Source organism: Bradyrhizobium sp. Kon58 (assembly GCF_055807455.1).
In genome coordinates this window covers 358589-376820 of the sequence record NZ_JBVVOT010000002.1, presented here as the reverse complement: position 1 = coordinate 376820, position 18232 = coordinate 358589, and the positions used below count along the sequence as shown (strand labels likewise).

The following is an 18232-nucleotide window of genomic DNA, read 5'->3' as shown; positions in this document are numbered from 1 at the left end:
TTGCTAACGGCTAGCCTGCATATTCGTGAGTGATGTCACGGTAGAGATAACGGTCGCGGATTTCGTGGTTGAAGAATGTACCCTTTGAGCGCGCATTCCTGAACGCCGCGGCGACCTCGGGCGGAACGTCCTCGTAGACATAGAGGCGCCCGCTGACGAAAGTGACTTTCAGCTCGCGCTTCTCGGGCGCATAACGGAAAAACCGGATCACGGAAGACGGCATGGCGGTGCACCTTGGCCCGTCAGGGTAACGCCGTGCCCGCCGTTTCGTTTCTAGCCGAACCGATCCTTCCATGCCGGCATCGCGCCGGCAAATGGCAGGGCTGTCGCATTGTAGACGCCGCGTGCGATTGCGCGTGCGACCACGTTGGCGGCGACGGTTCCGAGCTCGGTGAGGCCGACCAGCGGCTCGATCGGCTTCTCGCCCGTTGCGGCGGCGAACAGCACGTCGCCATCGGTTGGGGCATGCACCGGATAAATCGCACGGGCGAACCCGGTATGCGCGATCATCGCAAGCCGCTTGGCCTGCGCCTTGGTCAGCGTGGCATCGGTGACGACGAGGCCGATCGTGGTGTTCTCACGCGCGCTCGCAGCGGGTCCGCCCTTGATGCGCATCGCCAGCATGTCCGGTGTGAACGCGGACGGCAGGCCGCGCCCGCCGAACTCGCCGTTCTCCTCGAACGGCGCAGCCCAGAACCAAGGTCCATCGCCAACGGTTGTGCTGCCGACCGCGTTGACGACCATGATCGCGGCAACCTTGATACCATTGGCCAGGACCGCGGAGGCCGATCCCAGTCCGCCCTTGAAGGTTGCGGTGGTGGCTCCAAGGCCGGCCCCGAGGCTGCCCAGTGCGAAATCGTCGCTGGCAGCCAACGCTGCGGCGTAGCCGAGATCGCGATAGGGCGCGAAGCGTCCCCAGCTCTTGTCGCCACCGTTGAGCAGGTCGAAAACGATCGCGCCGGGGACGATCGGAATCACCGCCTCGCGAATCCGCAAGCCGCGGCCTTGTTCGGCGAGCCAGGCCTGGATGCCGCCGCCGGCGTCGATTCCAAAGGCGGAGCCGCCGGACAGCGCAATCGCGTCAACGCGATCGACGGTGCTGGCGAGGTCGAGCAACGCGTCTTCGCGCGTGCCGGGTCCGCCGCCGCGAACATCGATGGCCGCAACCGCGGGGGCGTCGAAGATGATCGCGGTCGTGCCAGTGGCGATTTTCGCATCCTCGGCATGGCCGACGCGAACGCCGGCGATATCGGTGAGAAGGTTTTTCAAGGCGGCTCCGCAGGCTGAAAGGCGTTCGCTTCAGCGATATCGCAGGGATGCCGCAGGCTCAACCCGCGAGGGCGGTCCTCAGCATCTTGGCGAGCTCGGACTTGCGGTAGGGCTTCGCCAGCAGCAGCACGCCGGAATCGAGCCGCCCGTGATGGACGATGGCGTTCTCGGTGTAGCCCGAGGTGAACAGCGTCTTCAGGTCGGGGCGGCGGCGAGCCGCCTCGTCGGCGAGCTGGCGGCCGTTCATGTTGCCGGGCATGATCACGTCCGTGAACAGCAGGTCGATGCCCTTGTCGGCGTCGATGATGACGAGGGCCTCGGCCGCGTTGGCGGCTTCGAGGGCTGTATAGCCGAGGCTCTTGATCTGGGTCACGACATATTGGCGCACCAGCGCGTCGTCCTCGACGATCAGGATCTTTTCGTGGCCGCCGGTGACGGGCGCGTTCTGGAGCACCTCGAATTCGGTCTCCTGCACGCCGCTCGAGCGCGGCAGGTAGATCTTCACGCTCGTGCCGTGGCCTTCCTCGCTGTAGATCTTGATGTGTCCGCCGGACTGCTTGACGAAGCCGAACACCATGCTGAGCCCGAGGCCGGTACCCTTGCCGACTTCCTTGGTGGTGAAGAAGGGATCGAACACCCGGTCGATCAACTCCGGCGGGATTCCGGAGCCGGTGTCGCTGACGGCGATCATGACGTAATTGCCGGCCACCACGTCGGGATTCATGCTGGCATAACCGTCGTCGAGGAAGATGTTGCGCGTCTCCAGCACCAGCGTGCCGCCGTTGGGCATGGCATCGCGCGCGTTGAGCGCGAGATTGAGGATCGCGGTGGAAAGCTGGCCCGGGTCGATCAGTGCCGGCCATGCATCCTCGGTGAGCTGCGGCATGATGGTGATCTGCTCGCCGAGCGTGGGATGCAGGAGCTTTGCGGCCTCGAGCGTCAATGCGTTGACGTCGATTTCGCGTGGTTGGAGCGGCTGCTTGCGGGCGAAGGCGAGCAGATGTTTGGTCAGTTGCGCGCCACGTTCGGCGGCGTCATCGATCAGCTTGGTGATGGCGGCGAGCTCGGGACGGTCAGCGACCGCGTCCGCCAGAATTCCGATCGTGCCGGTGATGACGGTCAGCACATTGTTGAAGTCGTGCGCGACGCCGCCGGTCAATTGACCGATGGAATCCATCTTCTGGACGTGCCTGAACTGCGCCTCGGCGGCCTGCTTCTCGGTGAGATCGCGGCCGATGAAGAAATGGCGCTTGACCGGCTCGGACCAGGTGCCCATCCAGTTCAGCGTGACCTCGTGACCGTCGTAGTGGTAGTAGCGCGCCTCGAAGCTGCGCTTGACCGCGCCACGCCGCGCCGCGCGCATCTCGTCGCGCGTCTTCTGGAGGTCATCGGGATGAATGAACTCGGTGGCGCTGTGCCCGATCATGTCGTCCGGACTCAAGCCCAGAATGGTCTTCACGCTGGGGCTGACCTGGATGAAATTGCCAAAACCGTCGGTGACTAGGATCAGGTCCTGCGAAGTCTCGAAGATCCGCTGCCGCTCCTCGACCTCGCGGCGCAGTTTTTCTCGTGCCTGCTTCTCTTCCGTGATGTCGTGGGCGATCTTGGAAGCGCCGATGATCTGTCCGGTGGCTGATTTGAGCGGAGAAACATTGAGAACGACGTCGAGCGGCCGGCCGTCCTTTCGGATCCGGACCGTTTCATGCTGGGCGATCGTTTCATTGCCGCCGACCCTGTTCAGGATACCCCTGACCTCGGCCTTGCGGTCCTCCGGCACGATGATGTCGATCGGTTGGCCGATGGCCTCCGCGGCGGCATAGCCGAACAGATGTTCGGCGGCCTTGTTCCAGCCGGTGATGACACCGTCGAGGGTCTTCGTAATGATGGCATCATTGGCGGATTCGACGACGGCCCCGTACAGCGCAAGGCGCTTGCCATAGTAGTCGCGATCCAGTGCTGACTGTTGGCGCAACCTGCCGACGAGCCCCAGCGTGTGCGCCTGGAGGCGGACATTTTCGATCAAAAGCACTGCGAGCACGAAGGTCGCCGCGCAGAGGCCGTAGACGCGGCCAGCGTAGAAGCCGAGATCGAAGCGCGCGACGTTGACGATCGCCGACAGCGCGATGTCGAACAGCCACGCGCACATCACCACCATGAGCCAGATGTCGATGACCGAATGCGGACGGCGGAACCACAGCGAGACCAGCGCGGCAAAGCTCAAGGACCAGACAAAGGCCACCACGCCGATCATGATCTGCGTGTAACGGCCGTCGCGCAGCAGGACGGGAAGCAGGTCGTGCTGGGCAGTGACGATCCAGGTCAAGACGATCATGACCGCGGCGACGCCGACCACGCTGGCGTAGATCGCCTTGCTTGCCGAGCCCGCGATCCGGGCACCGCCGTCGGCCTCCTTCAGCCAGGCGTAGCCCAGCACGCAGAGCGGAAAGCCGCCGTGCCAGATCATGTAAAGCCAGACCGTGGTCTGCTGGTTGGCCCCCAGCAGCCCGGTCGGCGAAAAAAGTCCGGGGAAGGTGAGGGCGTGGACCACGGCCGCGGCAGCGGTGAACAGATAGCCCGTCGCGAGCACGAGCAGCGCGCGGGTCCTGAGCACCGCAAACTGCGACAACAGCAGGACCGCGGTGACGATGTCCGCGACGACGAGCGCGGATTGATAGCTCGCGACAAAGGCTGGCACCGGGAGCAGCGGGATACCTGCGAAGGGCACGGCCACTGCGAACAGAATCGACGAGACGCCCACGATCGCCAATGCTGCGGTGCGGTCTTTCGGGGTAGCCGGCAGCGTCGAAAGGAATGTGTTCCGATCGGTCGTCGCGGACACGTGCAGCTCTCGCAGATCGGTCTTGAGCATCTTCGCCAATCTCATTTGGCCTAATCAATTTTGGCCCATGGTAGCGGGTTCTGGGCACGCATCATGACAAAACCCACCGCGACTCAACCGAAGGTTACAGTTTACTTAATTTTGTGGGGAACGCGCACCGGGGATCGGGTAAGATGCGCTTTACTGGACGGTGCCATAATGCTCTCCCGCTGCTACGGGTTCCAGGTTTGAATCAGGCATTTTGATTTCACGATCCGGGAGTTGTTCCCTATGCCCCGTATTCTCATCATCGACGACCAGAAGGACGTCCGTGCGATGGTCGCGATCGTGCTGCGCGTCAACCGTTACGACGTCGTTGAGGCCGATAGCGGCGCAGCCGGGGTGAAAGCCTTTACCGAGGCCTGCTTCGACGCGGCAATCGTGGACATTTTCCTTGGCGATACCAGCGGCGTCGAGGTCATCACGACGCTGCGCGAGCTTGCACCGAGCCTCCCGGTCGTTGCCGTGTCGGGGATGACGGCGCTGGACTTCATGGAACAATCGCCCCACCTCGCCAACGTGGTCTGCCTGCAAAAGCCGTTTCGGCCGAACGATCTTCTTCAAGCACTAAGGAACGCCCAAGCCGCAGCGGACGGCGCGCTGCCTGCAGCCGTCTGACCCTGACGCAGGAAGAAACGCCCCGGGGCAAGCCGGGGCGCGATGATGATTGGAGGAGGCCTTCAGGCCCCGGCAACCGTGCTTAGGTGCCGTTGCCGCTGATCGCGGCGTAGCCGCCCTTGGCGTCCCATTTGTAGACGACGTAGTCGAGCTGCTTGATGTCGCCCTTGGCGTCATACTCGATCGGCCCGATCACGGTGTCCCACTTGCCGGCCTTGATGGCCGCCATGACCTTCTTGGCATCGGTGGTGCCGGCCTTCTTGGCCGCCTGCGACCAGACCTGCATCGCCGCATAGGTGTAGAGCGTGTAGCCCTCGGGGTCGATGTTCTTGGCCTTGAAGGCCTCGACGATCTTCTTCGCGGTCGGCTTGTTGCGCGGATCGGGGCCGAAGGTGAACAGCGTGCCTTCGCCGGCCGGGCCGGTGATGGAGGCATATTCCTTGTCGGCGAGCGCGTCGCCGGCCATCAGCACGGTCTTGAGGCCCTGGTCGCGCATCTGGCGCAGGATCAGGCCGCTCTCCTGATGGTAGCCCCCGACATAGACGAGATCGATGTTGTCGCGCTTCAGCCGCGAGACGATCGCGTTGAAGTCCTTGTCGCCCTTGTTGTAGGACTCGTACATCTTCTCGGTGACGCCGGCCTTGTTGAGCGCCTTCTTGGTCTCGTCCGCAAGACCCTTGCCGTAGGTGGTCTTGTCGTTGAGGATGGCGATGTTCTTGCCCTTGTAGTTCTTGGCGATGTACTGGGCGGCGACCAGGCCCTGCTGGTCGTCACGGCCGCAGACGCGCGCCACGTTCCACAGTCCGCTATCGGTGAACTTCGGATTGGTGGAGGCGGGAGTAATCTGGAGCACGTTGCCGTCGGCATAGGCTTCCGAAGCCGGGATCGACGACGACGAGCAATAATGCCCGGCCACGAAGGGAATCTTCGCGCCGGCGATCTTCTCGGCGATCGAGCGCGCCTGCTTCGGATCGCAAGCGTCGTCCTCGACGGACAGCGCGAGCTTCTTGCCGTTGAGGCCGCCGGCGGCGTTGATGTCGGCTACGGCCATCTCGGCGCCGTTCTTCATCTGGCGGCCGAAAGCGGACTCGCCGCCGGTCATCGGACCAGCGACTGCGACGGTGACATCCTGCGCGAATGCCGCGCTCGACAGCGCGATCGACGCGCCGAATGCCAGACCGATGAGTTTCAGTGATTTCATGAGATACCTCGAGGGTGGTCGCCTGTGGGAGTTACCGGGCATGCCCGGTTCAAACCGGCGCCATTCTTGAATGAATTCGAGGAGAAGTCACCGGCAAAATACGGGCATTGGCAGAGATATCTCGCCACATTCGGCAGCACGGGTTCGCCTTGGGCGGCCTCAACCGTGCCGGCCGCCTTCCAGGTAGGCGGCGCGAATCTCGGGGCGCTGCAACAACTCGGTGCCGGTCCCGGCCAGCGTGATCAGGCCATTGACCATGACATAGCCGCGATGGGCGAGCTTGAGCGCGTGGTTGGCGTTCTGCTCGACGATCAGCACGGTCAGGCCGTCCTGCCGGTTCAGGGTGCGGATCGCATCGAAAATCTGGCGCGCGATCAGCGGCGCCAGACCGAGCGAGGGCTCGTCGAGCAGGAGCAGGCGAGGACGGCTCATCAAGGCGCGGCCGATGGCCAGCATCTGCTGCTCGCCGCCGGACAGGGTTCCGCCACGCTGCGCGTAGCGTTCCTTCAGCCGCGGAAACAGCGTGAACACGCGTTGTAGCGTCGCCTCGCGTTCGGCGTCAGTGCATTCGGTGGCGTCCGCCCCCATCTGGAGGTTTTCCGCCACGCTCATGCGCGGGAAGATGCGGCGGCCTTCCGGCGATTGCGCGATGCGCAAATGCGCGATCTCGTGGGTGGGCACTTCGGTGATGTCGCGGCCTTCGTACAGGATCTGGCCGGCGCGGGCGCGCGGCTTGCCGAAGATCGTCATCATCAGCGTCGACTTGCCGGCACCGTTGGCGCCGATCAGCGCCACGATCTCGCCGGCATTGATCGCGAGGTCGACGCCCTTCAGCGCCTCGATCTTGCCGTAGGCGGCGCGAAGGCCGCGGATCGCGAGCAAGGCAGTGGGCGACGTCACGACCCGCCCTCCATCACGGCCGCCGCCTCTTCCTCATCGGTGCCGAGATAGGCGGCGATCACCTTTGGGTCGTCGCGAACCTCGCGCGGGGAGCCTTCAGAGATCTTCACACCGTGGTCCATCACAACGATGTGGTCGGAGATCTCCATCACCACAGACATGTCGTGCTCGATCAGCAGGATCGAGGTGCCGAGCTCGTTGCGGATCGACAGCAGCAGCTCGCTCAGGGCGGCACTCTCGCGCGCATTGAGGCCGGCGGCGGGTTCGTCCAGGCACAGGAGCGCGGGCTCGGTGCACATCGCACGTGCGATCTCGAGCCGTCGCTGGTCGCCATAGGCAAAATTACCGGCGGCATCGTCGGCGCGATCGAGCAAATTGACCCGCTTGAGCCAATCGGTGGCGAGATCGATCGCGCGCTTCTCGGCGTCGCGGTAGACAGGCGCGCCAATGAGCCCGAGCAAGGTGAAGCCGGAGGCGCGCATCAGCGCGTTGTGCTGCGCCACCATCAGGTTTTCCAGCGCGGTCATGCCGGGAAACAGACGGATGTTCTGGAAGGTGCGGGCGACCTTGGCCTGCTTGGCGATGCGGAAATCGTTCAGCCGCTCCAGTGCGATCACCTTGCCGTCGTCATGGCTGAGGCGGATGGCGCCGCCGCTCGGCTTGTAGAACCCGGTGATGCAGTTGAACACCGTCGTCTTACCGGCGCCGTTGGGTCCGATCAGCGCGGTGATCTTGTTCCGCTCGGCAGCAAACGACAGGTCCTGCACCGCGACGATGCCGCCGAAGCGCATGGTGAGCCGGTCGACCTCGAGAATCTGGTCGCGGCTCATCCGTGTCCCTCCTTGACGAGGTCGGATGAGATCGCGTGGGCCTTGGTCAGATACACGGTCGGCGCGCGATGGCCGATCAGGCCGCGCGGCCGCCAGATCATGATCAGCACCATGGCCATGCCGAACACCAGCATGCGATAGCTCTCAAGGCTGCGGAACAGCTCGAAACCGCCGATCATGGCGAGCGCGGAGAGCGCAACCCCAAGCTGCGAGCCCATGCCGCCGAGCACGACGATGGCGAGCACCAGCGCCGATTCCTGGAAGGTGAAGGATTCCGGGCTGATGAAGCCCTGGCGGGTCGCGAAGAACGCGCCGGCAAAGCCGCCGAACATCGCACCGGTCGCGAATGCCGTGAGCTTGGTCGTCGTGGTGTTGATGCCGAGCGCGCGGCAGGCGACTTCATCCTCGCGCAAGGCTTCCCAGGCGCGGCCGATCGGCAGCCGGCGCAGCCGGATCGTCACCCAGTTGGTGAGCAGCGCGAGCGCCAGGATGAGGTAGAACAGGAAGACGATGCGGTGGGTCGGCGAATATTCGATGCCGAGCCTGGCGGCGAGCCCGTTGTCGCTGTTGTCGAGCGGGATGCCGAAGAAGGAGGGGCGGGGAATGCTGGAGACGCCGTTGGGGCCGCCGGTCAGATCCTGCCAATTGATGATGACGAGGCGGATGATCTCGCCGAAGGCGAGCGTCACGATGGCGAGGTAGTCGCCGCGCAGGCGCAGCACGGGAAAGCCGAGCAGCACGCCCCAGAATGCGGCGAGGACGCCCGCTAGCGGCAGGCAGATCCAGAATGACCAGCCGAAATTGGTCGCAAGCAGCGCGTAGGAATAGGCGCCGACCGCATAGAAGGCGACGTAGCCGAGATCGAGCAGGCCGGCGAGGCCAACCACGACGTTCAATCCCCAGCCCAGCATGACATAGGTGAGCACGAGGATTGCGAGGTCGAGGATGTAGCGCTGGTCATAGAAGATCACGGGCACCAGCAGCGTGAAGATCAGGAGCGCCGGTGCGAGATAGCGCCCGAGGAACGACATTCCGCTCTGCACCGCTGGCGGCACCAGCTTCTCGGCGCCGGTCGGACCGATCCATTGCTTGAGCAACTCGAGCACGATCGAGCCGCCGAATACCGCGGCAACGAGGGAGGCGACCTCGCCGAAGCGCGTCCAATAGGTGAGCTGGCCGTCGGAACCGGCTTCGGTGCGGACGCCGACCATCAGCGAGAACAGCACCAGCGCGATCAGTGCGTTGACGCAGGCGGTCTTCAGGAGAGCGGGGATGCCCGATGCAGCTTTGGCCGTATTGCTCGAGGGAGTTTTCACGCGCGCGACCGTCAGACTTTTTCGACTTCGGGGCGGCCGAGCAGGCCGGTCGGCATGAAGATCAGCACGACGATCAGGATCGAGAACGCGGCGACGTCCTTGTACTCGACCGAGAAATAGGCCGACCAGAACGTCTCGATCAGCCCGATCGCGAGCCCCCCCAGCATGGCGCCGGGCAGCGAGCCGATGCCGCCGAGCACGGCCGCCGTGAACGCCTTGATGCCGGCGACGAAGCCCATGAAGAAATCGACCAGGCCGTAATAGAGCAGGTACATCAGGCCGGCCACCGCGGCGAGCCCAGCGCCGATCACGAAGGTCATGGAGATGGTGCGATCGACGTTGACGCCGAGCAGCGCCGCCATGGTCTGGTCCTGCTCGCAGGCGCGCATGTCGCGCCCGAGCCGGGTGCGCGACACCAGCCAGGTGAAGATCGCCAGCAGCACGATGGTGGTGATGACCACCACGATCTGGATGTTGGAGAGCTGGATGACGAAGCCATCGGCGCTCTCGTGCAGCGTATATCCGCCGGTGATCACGGGCGGCACTGGCTTCACCCGTGCGCCTTGCGCCACCTGCGAATAGTTGGTCAGCACGAACGACATGCCGATCGCCGACAGCATCGGAGCCAGGCGGAAGGAGTGGCGCAGCGGACGGTAGGCGATGCGTTCGATGGTCCAGCCATACAGGGCGGTGACCGCCATCGAGACCAGGATCACGATCAAAAGGATCACCGGGACCGCAGTCAGGCCGGTCGAGACCAGGAGAAGGAAGGTGATCAGCGCGATGAAGCCGCCGATCATGAAGACATCGCCATGGGCGAAGTTGATCATGCCGACGATGCCGTAGACCATCGTGTAGCCGATCGCGATCAGCCCGTAGATAGAGCCGAGCACGAGGCCGTTGATGAGCTGCTGGGCGAAATAATCCATAGGCTGCCGTACCCAAATCTGACGCGGCTCAAAGGGAGCTCTTCGAGAGAGAGTGCTGGTTTCTTCTCGGGCCCCGGCAGCCCTTAAGCATTCTCGTTTTGTAACAGGAGGGAACTGGCGGCTGCAACCGGCCCTGCCTCCGTATCAAGGCTTTTACAGAGATCATTTGGGCGCTCCGGTTCCCGCAATGGGCGGAACCGGCGCCGCCGGCGCCCAATTGGATGCCTGTCGGGAGGCAGTTAAGGTAAACAAAGGGTTTAAATTGCCGCCACAGTCTGATGCGAGTTAGCTCCCGGCAATGCCTTCCATCGAAGGCGCGGGGCCAAACGAAGCGGAAAGCGGCATGTTCGGAAACTGGCGGATCGGTTCGGTCAACGGCGCACTTCTGGCGGCCTATTTCATCCCGGCCTGGACCCTCGTTGCCTTCAACATCATGGTGGCGCCGGTGCACGGCCTCTATGAGCGGCCGAGCGTCGCAGTGGCGCTTTTCCTCAGCGACCATCTCCAGATGGCGGGGATGGACACGGTGCGCGCCGCCTGGCTGTTGGCACTGGGGCGATTGACGGTGGTGGCGTTCTTTGCGATCTACCTTGCGCTGCTCTGCATTCCCCGCGTCCGCAAGAACGCCGGCAGCGACGAAGCGCTCGGCATTGCGCTTGCGATCGGCAGCCTGATCTCGTTTGCGAGCATGATCATGGCTTCGAAGGTCGGCGAGATGGCCGCACTGCGGCTGCACGCCACCGAGCTGCTGCTCCTGCTCGGTGCCGCCATCGTGGTGGTGATCGAACGGCCCGAGGCGGCGCCCAAGATCGTTCAGAAGACCGTCGAGGTCACTCCGCCGCTAGGACTTGAGCAGGCCGAGTTCCTGCACAATCGCTGAGGCTTCCTTGACGGCGTGGTTCGCCGCCGGCACGCCGCAATAGATCGCCTGCTGCAGCAGGATTTCCTTGATGTCTTCGGGCGTGAAGCCACCCTCGGCGAGGGCCGCGCGCACATGCAGGCGGAATTCGTCCCATTGGCCAAGCGCAACCATGGTGCCGATCACCAGCACCCGCCGCGTGCGCTCGTCGAAATGCGGCCGCGTCCAGATCTCGCCCCAGGCGTAGCGCGTGATCATGTCCTGGAAATCGGTGTTGAATGCATTGCGACCCGCAATCGACTTGTCAACCCAGGCATTGCCCAGCACTTTTCGGCGCACGTTCATGCCGGCATCGCGGCGTTTCTGATCGTCCATTCTCTATCCTCCTCTCCGTCATTGCGAGCGTAGCGAAGCAATCCAGAGTGTGGCCGCGGAGGGATTCTGGATTGCTTCGCTGCGCTCGCAATGACGGCGCTATGAAATCAGCGTTGCGTCAAGAAGCCCACCACCGCGTCAGTGAACGCGTGCGGCTGCTCGACATTGGAAATATGGGCGGCGTCGATGATGGTCATGCTCGCGCCGGGAATGCTTGAGCGGATCAATTCACCCGCCGAAATCGGCGTCGCCATGTCGTGGCGGCCGGCGATCACCAGCGTCGGGCTCTTGATCTTCGGCAGCAACGCGCGCTGGTCGAGCGTCGACAGCGCCTCGCAGCAGGCGAGATAGCCTTCGACCGGCGAGGCCAGCAGCATCGCCTTCATCCTGGCGGCGATGTCGGGCGCGCGCTCGCGGAAATCCTGGGTGAGCCAGCCGGCAATAACGGCGTCGGCGACGGCGGCGATGCCGCCCCTCTTCACGGCGTCGATGCGCTCGAGCCATTTGGTCGGCTCGGCATAGTAGCAGGAGGTGTTGGCGAGGATGAGCTTGCCGAAGCGCTCCGGCGCGTTCGCGCCGAGCCATTGCCCGACCATGCCGCCCATCGACAGGCCGCACCAGTGCACTTTCTCGATATTGAGGTCGTCGAGGATCGCGAGCACGTCGCGGCCGAAGCGCTCCATCGTATAGGGGCCGGGCGGAACGTTGGACTTGCCGTGGCCGCGGCGGTCGTAGCGGATGACGCGGAATATCTGCGTCAGCGCCTTCATCTGCGGCTCCCACATCTGCAGCGTGCAGCCGAGCGAGTTCGACAGCATCAGCGTCGGCCCGCCGTCGCGGCCCTCGACGGAGACGTTGATCAGGCAACCGTCGGCATCGATCATGGGCATGCTGGCGTCTCCGTTTTATGTCCGCTCAAGGCTGCTCTATTCGCGTTCGAGGCTGTCGAGCAGGCGGTCGATCAGGGCTTGGGAAGCGCCTTGATAGGCCATCGGCTCGAACAACGCCGCAATTTTTTCCGACGAAAGATGCGCAGTGACCTGCGAATCGGCTGCGAGCACCTCGCGCAGATGCTTCTTCTCTGCGACCGCGCGCTTGCTCGCGGCCTCGATCAGATGATGCGCATCGCTCTTGCCGATCTTGTCGGCCAGCGCAAAGGTGACCGCTTCCGCCATGATCAGCCCGTGCGTCGCATCGAGATTGCTGCGCATGCGCGCGGCATCGACATCGAGACCCTCGGCGATGTCGACGATGGCTGCAAGCGCGCCGGAGGTGACCAGCATCAATTGCGGCAGCGTCGGCCATTCCGCGTGCCAGGGACCGGCGCTGCGCTCATGGTCTTGCACCTGCGCAGCGAATATCGTCGCGGCGAGCTGCGGCGCCATGGTTGCGCAGCCGAGCGCGCTTGCTGCGGCCACCGGGTTGCGCTTGTGCGGCATGGTCGAGGAGCCGCCGCGGCCTTCGCCAGCAGGCTCGAACGCCTCGGCAACGTCGGTCTGCATCAGCAGCGAGACGTCGCGCGCGATCTTGCCGCAGCTGCCGGCGAGAATCGCAAAGCTCGACGCGGCTTCCGCGATGCGGTCGCGATGGGTGTGCCAGGGCGCTTCGGGCAGCGGCAGGTTCAGCTCCCGCGCCAGCCGTTCGGAGACCACGAGTCCCTTGTCGCCGAGTGCTGCAAGCGTGCCGGCCGCGCCCCCGAATTGCAGTGCGAGGCCCTCGCGGGAGAGCCGCCTGAGGCGGCAGCGGGCGCGGGCGAGGCTTGCGGCGTATTCGGCGGCCTTCAGGCCGAACGGCATCGGCAGCGCGTGCTGGAGCCAGGTCCGCGCCACCATCGCCGTGTTGCGATGATTGCGCGCCAGTGCGGCAAAGCCCTTGATGGCGCGGCTGAGATCGGCGTCCAACGCATCGATGCCGGCGCGAAGCATGAGCATGGTCGCGGTGTCGATGACGTCCTGGCTGGTCGCGCCCCAATGCACGTAGCGGGCGGCCTCTGCGTCGGCCCTGCCGACATTGGCGGTCAGCGCCTTGACCAGGGGGATCGCGAGATTGCCGGATCGCGTCGCGGCCTCGGCCAGCGCAGCCATGTCAAAGGTATCGGCCTTGCACGCGGCTTCGATCGGGCCCACCGCCGACGCGGGAATCACATCGGTGGCCGCCTCGGCTCGGGCCAGGGCTGCCTCGAAATCGAGCATGTTCTGGAGGGTCGACCGGTCGTCGCAGACCGCGCGCATGGCCACGCTCGACAGCATCGGCGCGAGCAGGGGGGAGAGGGATGTGCTCATATTGTGCGGGACCTAACCACCATGGCCCGCCTGTGCCAATCCCAAACCGGCGGCGCAAGCTTTTTGCAGTTGCGAATATGCAATGCACGTGACCGAGGGCCACCCTTTCTTTTGCCGCCTCCCTGCGGTACTTGAGCAGCCCTATAGTTGCGCGATCCAAGTTCGGTATCCCGGGAGGCACCCAATGGCCATGACGATGAACGGCGAAGTCCAGCTTGCGGCGCCGCGCGAGGCCGTGTGGGCCAAGCTCAACGATGCCGAGGTGCTGAAGGCCTGCATCCCCGGCTGCGAGGAGCTGGAGAAGACCGAGGATGGCGGCTTTCGTGCGACGGCGAAAATGAAGGTCGGTCCGGTGTCGGCGCGCTTCAAGGGCAAGGTCACGCTGTCGGATCTCGACCCGCCGAACGGCTACAAGATCTCCGGCGAAGGCGAGGGCGGGGTGGCCGGCTTCGCCAAGGGTGGCGCCGTGGTCAAGCTTGCGGAGAAGGACGGCGGCACGCTTTTGTCCTACGAGGTCGAGGCACAGATCGGCGGCAAGTTGGCGCAGCTCGGCCAGCGCCTGATCAACGGCGCCGCCAAGAAACTGGCCGACGAATTTTTCGCGAACTTCGCCAAGGCGGTACAGGGCTGAACGCTATCGCCTTTCGGCATGGCGCCTTGCATTCCCGGTGATGTTGCCCCGGGGCATAATGGCCCATATGATGGGTTGGAATAATTATAAGAACCGCTTCGACGGGACCCGTCGGGGCGCTGATAGAGAGTGCTTATGGCAAAAATCTCCCTCATCGTGAACGGCAATCCTGTCACGGCCAATGTCGATCCCCGCACCCTGCTGGTGCAGTTCCTGCGCGAGAATCTGCGGCTCACCGGCACCCATGTCGGCTGCGACACCTCGCAATGCGGCGCCTGCGTCGTGCATCTGGACGGCAAGGCCGTGAAGTCCTGCACCACGCTCGCCGTCATGGCCGATGGCCACGAGGTCAAGACGATCGAGGGGTTGGCCGCCGACGGCGCGCCGCTGCATCCGATGCAGGAGGCCTTCCGCGAACACCATGGCCTGCAGTGCGGCTTCTGCACGCCCGGCATGATCATGACCGCGATCGACATCGTCCATCGCAAGGGCAACGAGCTCGACGACCACACCATTCGCGAGGAGCTGGAAGGCAATCTCTGCCGCTGCACCGGCTACCAGAACATCGTCACCTCGATCTCCGCCGGCGCCAAGGCGATGGCGAAATCCGATCTCGCGTAAACCTCGCGCGCACTCTGCGATCAGGACATTCAGATGTACGACTTCAAATACCATCGCCCCGGGACCGTTCGGCAGGCCGCCAACATCCTGGTGAAGAACGAAGACGCCAAGGTGATCGCCGGCGGCCACACGCTGATTCCCGTCATGAAGCAGCGCCTCGCCAGCCCGCCGCATCTGGTCGACCTCTCCCATATCGATGGGCTCAACACGATCGAGATGAAGGGCCGCGCGCTCGTGATCGGTGCCACCGCCAGGCATGCCGAGGTCGCAAGCTCGGCCATCGTCGGCGAGGCGATCCCGGCGCTCGCGAACCTTGCCAGCCAGATCGGCGATCCCGCCGTGCGCCACAAGGGCACGATCGGCGGCTCACTCGCCAACAACGATCCGACCGCGGACTATCCGGCTGCGGTGCTCGCGCTCGGCGCCACCATCGTCACCAACAAGCGCCGCCTCAAGGCGGAAGAGTTTTTCCAGGGCCTGTTCACGACGGCGCTCGAAGCCGACGAGATCATCACCAAGGTGATGTTCCCGCTGCCGAAGAAGGCGGCCTATATCAAATTCCGCAACCAGGCCTCACGTTACGCGCTGGTCGGCGTGTTCGTGGCGCGGCGTCCCTCCGACGTGCGGGTCGCGGTCACCGGCGCCGGCTCCGAAGGCGTGTTCCGTGTCACCGCGTTCGAGGAAGCCCTGAAGAAGCGCTTCGCCGCGAAAGCGCTCGACGGCATCGAGGTGCCGGCGGACGGCCTCAACAGCGACATCCATGGCAGCGCCGAATACCGCGCGCACCTCATCGGCGTGCTGACGCGGCGTGCCCTCGACGCCGCCAACGCCAAGGAGTGAGTGATCCTCACGCCTCGGCCCAAACTTGTCCCCGGTGAGGGCGTAGCGAGACTGGCTTTTTCATGACCTCAGCGGCCAATACGTCCGGTGCCAACACTTCAGTTGTATTGCCGGCATCGGTCGATTCGATGCTCGAACTCCTGACGTCGCGCGGCTATCTCGCCGAGCGATCGCTGGCCACGGTGACCTATCTGTCGCTGCGCATGGGCCGGCCGCTGTTTCTGGAAGGCGAGGCCGGCGTCGGCAAGACCGAGATCGCAAAAGTGCTGTCGGCTGCCCTGGGGCGGAAGCTGATCCGCCTGCAGTGTTACGAAGGCCTCGACGTCTCCTCGGCGGTCTACGAGTGGAATAGCGCCGCGCAGATGATCGCGATCCGGATGGCGGAAGCCGCCGGCGACACCGATCGCGATCAATTGTCGTCCGACATCTTCGCCGATCGCTACATGATCAAGCGACCGCTGCTCCAGGCGCTGGAGCCCGACGTCGCCGGGCCGCCGGTGCTGCTGATCGACGAGCTCGACCGCGCCGACGAGGCGTTCGAGGCCTATCTGCTCGAAATCCTCAGCGACTTCCAGGTGACGATCCCCGAATTCGGCACCGTGAAGGCGCCGAGCCCGCCGATTGTCATCATCACCTCCAACCGCACCCGCGAGATCCACGACGCGCTGAAACGGCGTTGTCTCTACCACTGGGTCGACTATCCCGACGCCGACCGCGAGCTCGCGATCGTCAAGTCGCGCGTGCCTGGCATCTCCGCAAAATTGTCGCAGCAAGTCGTGCGTTTCGTTCAGGCGCTGCGCAATCAGGATTTCTACAAGTCGCCGGGCGTCGCCGAGACCATCGATTGGGCCACCGCGCTGTCTGAGCTCGACGCCCGCTCGCTGACCCCGCAAGTGGTCGGCGACACGCTGGGCGCGCTGCTCAAATACCAGGACGACATCACGCGGATGCAGGGCGACACCTTGCAGAAGGTACTGAAGGACGCGACGAGCGAGAATTGACGCGGGCGCGTCATAACTGAGCTCGTCATTCCGGGCCCGCGTAGCGCGAACCCGGAATCCATTGGTGCGCAGAGTGAGTAGATGAATGGATTCCGGGCTCGCGCCAAGAGGCGCGCCCCGGAATGACGGCTGAGAGTGATGAAGCATGGCCATCAACCACCTTGCGCCTGAGCAAACCGAGCAATTCGCCGATAACATCGTCGGCTTCGCCCGTGCGCTGCGTTCGACGGGCATGCCGGTCGGGCCGGGTGCGGTCATCGATGCCATGAGCGCGCTTGAGGTGATCGACATCGGCAAACGCGCCGACGTCTTCACCACCCTGGAGGCGATCTTCGTCAAGCGCCACGAGCATGCGCTGATCTTCAAGCAGGCCTTCAACCTGTTCTTCCGTGCATCGGAAGAGTGGAAGCACATGCTGGATTCGGTACCGTTGCCGGAGCAGGCCAAGAAGAAGCCGCAGGCCGGCTCCCGCCGCGTCCAGGAGGCGATGTCGCAGCCGCGCATGACGGAGACGCCGCAGCACCAGGAGCAGGATTTGCGCCTGTCGGTCTCCGACAAGGAAATCCTTCAGAAGAAGGATTTTGCGCAGATGAGCGCGGCCGAGATCACCGAAGCGCTTCGCGCCGTCGAGCGGATGCGATTGCCGCAGGCCGAGCTTCTGACGCGCCGGCACCGGCCCGATGCGCGCGGGCTTCGTCTCGATTTGCGCCGTACCTTACGCGCGTCCTTGCGCACCGGCGGCGACATCATCGACATCCATCGCCTCGGGCGGATCGAGAAACCGGCGCCGATCGTCGCGCTGCTCGACATCTCGGGTTCGATGAGCGAGTACACCCGCCTGTTCCTGCATTTCCTGCATGCCATAGGGGACGCGCGAAAACGTGTCTCGGTGTTCCTGTTCGGCACCCGCCTCACCAACGTGACCCGGGCGCTGCGCCAGCGCGATCCCGACGAGGCGCTGGCGAGCTGCTCGGCCTCGGTGGAGGACTGGGCCGGTGGCACGCGGATCTCGGCCTCCCTGCACAATTTCAACAAATTGTGGGCGCGGCGCGTGCTGAGCCAGGGCGCCATCGTGCTGCTGATCTCCGACGGGCTGGAGCGGGAAGCCGATTCCAAGCTCGCCTTCGAGATGGACCGGCTGCACCGTTCCTGCCGGCGGCTGATCTGGCTCAACCCGCTGCTGCGGTTTGGCGGCTTCGAGGCCAAGGCCCAGGGTATCAAAATGATGCTGCCGCACGTTGACGAATTCCGCCCCGTACATAATTTGAGCTCGATCCAGGAGCTGATCACCACGCTCTCCCGGCCGCTGCCGCCGCATCACCGCAGCTTGATCCGCTCCGCAGCCTGAGAGGTAGCCATGCTCGATCGCGACGAGGATATTCTGAAGGCGGCGGAGGACTGGCAGAAGGCCGGCCGGGGCGTCGCGCTCGCCACGGTGGTGGAGACCTGGGGCTCGGCACCGCGTCCGGCAGGCTCGAGCCTCGTCATCAACGACGAGGGCACGTTCCTGGGGTCCGTCTCCGGCGGTTGCGTCGAGGGCGCCGTGGTCACAGAGGCCATGGATGTGATCCAGAGCGGCAAGCCCAGGATGCTGGAGTTCGGCGTTGCCGACGAGACTGCCTGGAATGTCGGGCTGTCCTGCGGCGGCACCATCCGCGTCTTCGTCGAGAAAGTCGGCTAGC

General features: G+C 64.4%; 19 protein-coding genes. 8 read left to right on the top strand and 11 right to left on the bottom strand.

Features of this window, described 5'->3' with window-relative positions; all coding sequences use genetic code 11:
* Positions 1 to 10 precede the first annotated feature (10 nt).
* The 3 genes from AC0L20_RS05615 to AC0L20_RS05605 are packed head-to-tail and all read right to left on the bottom strand — an operon-like array spanning position 11 to position 4138.
* The gene (locus tag AC0L20_RS05615; RefSeq protein ID WP_473287746.1) at positions 11 to 223 is read right to left on the bottom strand and encodes a KTSC domain-containing protein; all 213 of its coding nucleotides are present in this window, start codon (positions 221 to 223) and stop codon (positions 11 to 13) included.
* A 50-nt stretch (positions 224 to 273) separates the two neighbouring features.
* On the bottom strand, positions 274 to 1269 hold the full coding sequence (locus tag AC0L20_RS05610) for a P1 family peptidase (protein WP_473287745.1): 996 nt from the start codon (positions 1267 to 1269) through the stop codon (positions 274 to 276).
* A 58-nt stretch (positions 1270 to 1327) separates the two neighbouring features.
* Positions 1328 to 4138: a PAS domain S-box protein gene (locus tag AC0L20_RS05605; protein WP_473287744.1), complete on the bottom strand. Its 2811-nt coding sequence runs from the start codon at positions 4136 to 4138 to the stop codon at positions 1328 to 1330.
* A 240-nt stretch (positions 4139 to 4378) separates the two neighbouring features.
* On the opposite strand from AC0L20_RS05605, the gene AC0L20_RS05600 reads away from it, so the two are divergent.
* The gene (locus AC0L20_RS05600) at positions 4379 to 4765 is read left to right on the top strand and encodes a response regulator (protein WP_473287743.1); all 387 of its coding nucleotides are present in this window, start codon (positions 4379 to 4381) and stop codon (positions 4763 to 4765) included.
* An 82-nt stretch (positions 4766 to 4847) separates the two neighbouring features.
* Here AC0L20_RS05600 and AC0L20_RS05595 read toward each other — a convergent pair whose 3' ends face one another.
* From AC0L20_RS05595 to AC0L20_RS05575, 5 genes are all read right to left on the bottom strand, one after another.
* Positions 4848 to 5966, bottom strand: coding sequence for a branched-chain amino acid ABC transporter substrate-binding protein (locus AC0L20_RS05595; protein WP_007602405.1), 1119 nt, complete (start codon positions 5964 to 5966; stop codon positions 4848 to 4850).
* 159 nt (positions 5967 to 6125) lie between these two features.
* On the bottom strand, positions 6126 to 6866 hold the full coding sequence (locus tag AC0L20_RS05590; RefSeq protein WP_473287742.1) for an ABC transporter ATP-binding protein: 741 nt from the start codon (positions 6864 to 6866) through the stop codon (positions 6126 to 6128).
* A complete protein-coding gene (locus AC0L20_RS05585) occupies positions 6863 to 7696 on the bottom strand; it encodes an ABC transporter ATP-binding protein (protein ID WP_456769255.1) in 834 nt (277 codons plus the stop codon). Before AC0L20_RS05585 ends, AC0L20_RS05590 begins: the two co-directional genes overlap by 4 nt.
* Positions 7693 to 9012 carry a high-affinity branched-chain amino acid ABC transporter permease LivM gene (gene livM / locus AC0L20_RS05580; RefSeq protein ID WP_027567705.1) on the bottom strand — a complete coding sequence of 440 codons (1320 nt, stop codon included), beginning with the start codon at positions 9010 to 9012 and terminating at the stop codon, positions 7693 to 7695. The genes AC0L20_RS05585 and livM overlap by 4 nt, the downstream gene beginning before the upstream one ends.
* Before the next feature lie 11 nt (positions 9013 to 9023).
* Positions 9024 to 9941 carry an ABC transporter permease subunit gene (locus tag AC0L20_RS05575; protein WP_473287741.1) on the bottom strand — a complete coding sequence of 306 codons (918 nt, stop codon included), beginning with the start codon at positions 9939 to 9941 and terminating at the stop codon, positions 9024 to 9026.
* Positions 9942 to 10284: 343 nt separating this feature from the next.
* On the opposite strand from AC0L20_RS05575, the gene AC0L20_RS05570 reads away from it, so the two are divergent.
* Entirely contained in the window at positions 10285 to 10821 is a 537-nt protein-coding gene (locus AC0L20_RS05570; RefSeq protein WP_473287740.1) for a hypothetical protein, read from the top strand.
* Here AC0L20_RS05570 and AC0L20_RS05565 read toward each other — a convergent pair.
* From AC0L20_RS05565 to AC0L20_RS05555, 3 genes are all read right to left on the bottom strand, one after another.
* Positions 10783 to 11175, bottom strand: a complete 393-nt coding sequence (locus tag AC0L20_RS05565; protein ID WP_473287739.1) for a carboxymuconolactone decarboxylase family protein — start codon at positions 11173 to 11175, stop codon at positions 10783 to 10785. The genes AC0L20_RS05570 and AC0L20_RS05565 overlap by 39 nt on opposite strands.
* Positions 11176 to 11282: 107 nt before the next feature.
* The gene (gene pcaD / locus AC0L20_RS05560) at positions 11283 to 12065 is read right to left on the bottom strand and encodes a 3-oxoadipate enol-lactonase (protein ID WP_473287738.1); all 783 of its coding nucleotides are present in this window, start codon (positions 12063 to 12065) and stop codon (positions 11283 to 11285) included.
* A 36-nt stretch (positions 12066 to 12101) separates the two neighbouring features.
* Positions 12102 to 13457: a 3-carboxy-cis,cis-muconate cycloisomerase gene (locus AC0L20_RS05555; protein WP_473287737.1), complete on the bottom strand. Its 1356-nt coding sequence runs from the start codon at positions 13455 to 13457 to the stop codon at positions 12102 to 12104.
* Between the two features lie 184 nt (positions 13458 to 13641).
* On the opposite strand from AC0L20_RS05555, the gene AC0L20_RS05550 reads away from it, so the two are divergent.
* The 6 genes from AC0L20_RS05550 (at position 13642) to AC0L20_RS05525 (ending at position 18231) form a co-directional block, all read left to right on the top strand.
* Positions 13642 to 14088: an SRPBCC family protein gene (locus AC0L20_RS05550; protein ID WP_007602417.1), complete on the top strand. Its 447-nt coding sequence runs from the start codon at positions 13642 to 13644 to the stop codon at positions 14086 to 14088.
* A 135-nt stretch (positions 14089 to 14223) separates the two neighbouring features.
* The gene (locus AC0L20_RS05545) at positions 14224 to 14709 is read left to right on the top strand and encodes a (2Fe-2S)-binding protein (RefSeq protein ID WP_007602418.1); all 486 of its coding nucleotides are present in this window, start codon (positions 14224 to 14226) and stop codon (positions 14707 to 14709) included.
* Between the two features lie 33 nt (positions 14710 to 14742).
* Positions 14743 to 15549, top strand: a complete 807-nt coding sequence (locus tag AC0L20_RS05540) for an FAD binding domain-containing protein (protein ID WP_027567711.1) — start codon at positions 14743 to 14745, stop codon at positions 15547 to 15549.
* 62 nt (positions 15550 to 15611) lie between these two features.
* Positions 15612 to 16550 carry an AAA family ATPase gene (locus tag AC0L20_RS05535; protein WP_473287736.1) on the top strand — a complete coding sequence of 313 codons (939 nt, stop codon included), beginning with the start codon at positions 15612 to 15614 and terminating at the stop codon, positions 16548 to 16550.
* Between the two features lie 145 nt (positions 16551 to 16695).
* A complete protein-coding gene (locus AC0L20_RS05530) occupies positions 16696 to 17898 on the top strand; it encodes a vWA domain-containing protein (RefSeq protein ID WP_456769261.1) in 1203 nt (400 codons plus the stop codon).
* A 9-nt stretch (positions 17899 to 17907) separates the two neighbouring features.
* A complete protein-coding gene (locus AC0L20_RS05525) occupies positions 17908 to 18231 on the top strand; it encodes an XdhC family protein (protein WP_007602422.1) in 324 nt (107 codons plus the stop codon).
* The last annotated feature ends 1 nt before the right edge of the window (position 18232 follow it).

What these genes read in the sequence shown, in the direction of transcription:
- AC0L20_RS05550 (WP_007602417.1), top strand. Translation starts at nt 13,642, where the DNA reads ATGGCCATGACGATGAACGGCGAAGTCCAGCTTGCGGCGCCGCGCGAG.
- AC0L20_RS05535 (WP_473287736.1), top strand. Translation starts at nt 15,612, where the DNA reads ATGACCTCAGCGGCCAATACGTCCGGTGCCAACACTTCAGTTGTATTG.
- AC0L20_RS05595 (WP_007602405.1), bottom strand. Translation starts at nt 5,966, where the DNA reads ATGAAATCACTGAAACTCATCGGTCTGGCATTCGGCGCGTCGATCGCG.
- pcaD (WP_473287738.1), bottom strand. Translation starts at nt 12,065, where the DNA reads ATGCCCATGATCGATGCCGACGGTTGCCTGATCAACGTCTCCGTCGAG.
- AC0L20_RS05540 (WP_027567711.1), top strand. Translation starts at nt 14,743, where the DNA reads ATGTACGACTTCAAATACCATCGCCCCGGGACCGTTCGGCAGGCCGCC.
- AC0L20_RS05545 (WP_007602418.1), top strand. Translation starts at nt 14,224, where the DNA reads ATGGCAAAAATCTCCCTCATCGTGAACGGCAATCCTGTCACGGCCAAT.
- AC0L20_RS05570 (WP_473287740.1), top strand. Translation starts at nt 10,285, where the DNA reads ATGTTCGGAAACTGGCGGATCGGTTCGGTCAACGGCGCACTTCTGGCG.
- AC0L20_RS05555 (WP_473287737.1), bottom strand. Translation starts at nt 13,457, where the DNA reads ATGAGCACATCCCTCTCCCCCCTGCTCGCGCCGATGCTGTCGAGCGTG.
- AC0L20_RS05565 (WP_473287739.1), bottom strand. Translation starts at nt 11,175, where the DNA reads ATGGACGATCAGAAACGCCGCGATGCCGGCATGAACGTGCGCCGAAAA.
- AC0L20_RS05575 (WP_473287741.1), bottom strand. Translation starts at nt 9,941, where the DNA reads ATGGATTATTTCGCCCAGCAGCTCATCAACGGCCTCGTGCTCGGCTCT.
- AC0L20_RS05600 (WP_473287743.1), top strand. Translation starts at nt 4,379, where the DNA reads ATGCCCCGTATTCTCATCATCGACGACCAGAAGGACGTCCGTGCGATG.
- AC0L20_RS05605 (WP_473287744.1), bottom strand. Translation starts at nt 4,138, where the DNA reads ATGCTCAAGACCGATCTGCGAGAGCTGCACGTGTCCGCGACGACCGAT.
- AC0L20_RS05525 (WP_007602422.1), top strand. Translation starts at nt 17,908, where the DNA reads ATGCTCGATCGCGACGAGGATATTCTGAAGGCGGCGGAGGACTGGCAG.
- AC0L20_RS05530 (WP_456769261.1), top strand. Translation starts at nt 16,696, where the DNA reads ATGGCCATCAACCACCTTGCGCCTGAGCAAACCGAGCAATTCGCCGAT.
- AC0L20_RS05615 (WP_473287746.1), bottom strand. Translation starts at nt 223, where the DNA reads ATGCCGTCTTCCGTGATCCGGTTTTTCCGTTATGCGCCCGAGAAGCGC.
- AC0L20_RS05585 (WP_456769255.1), bottom strand. Translation starts at nt 7,696, where the DNA reads ATGAGCCGCGACCAGATTCTCGAGGTCGACCGGCTCACCATGCGCTTC.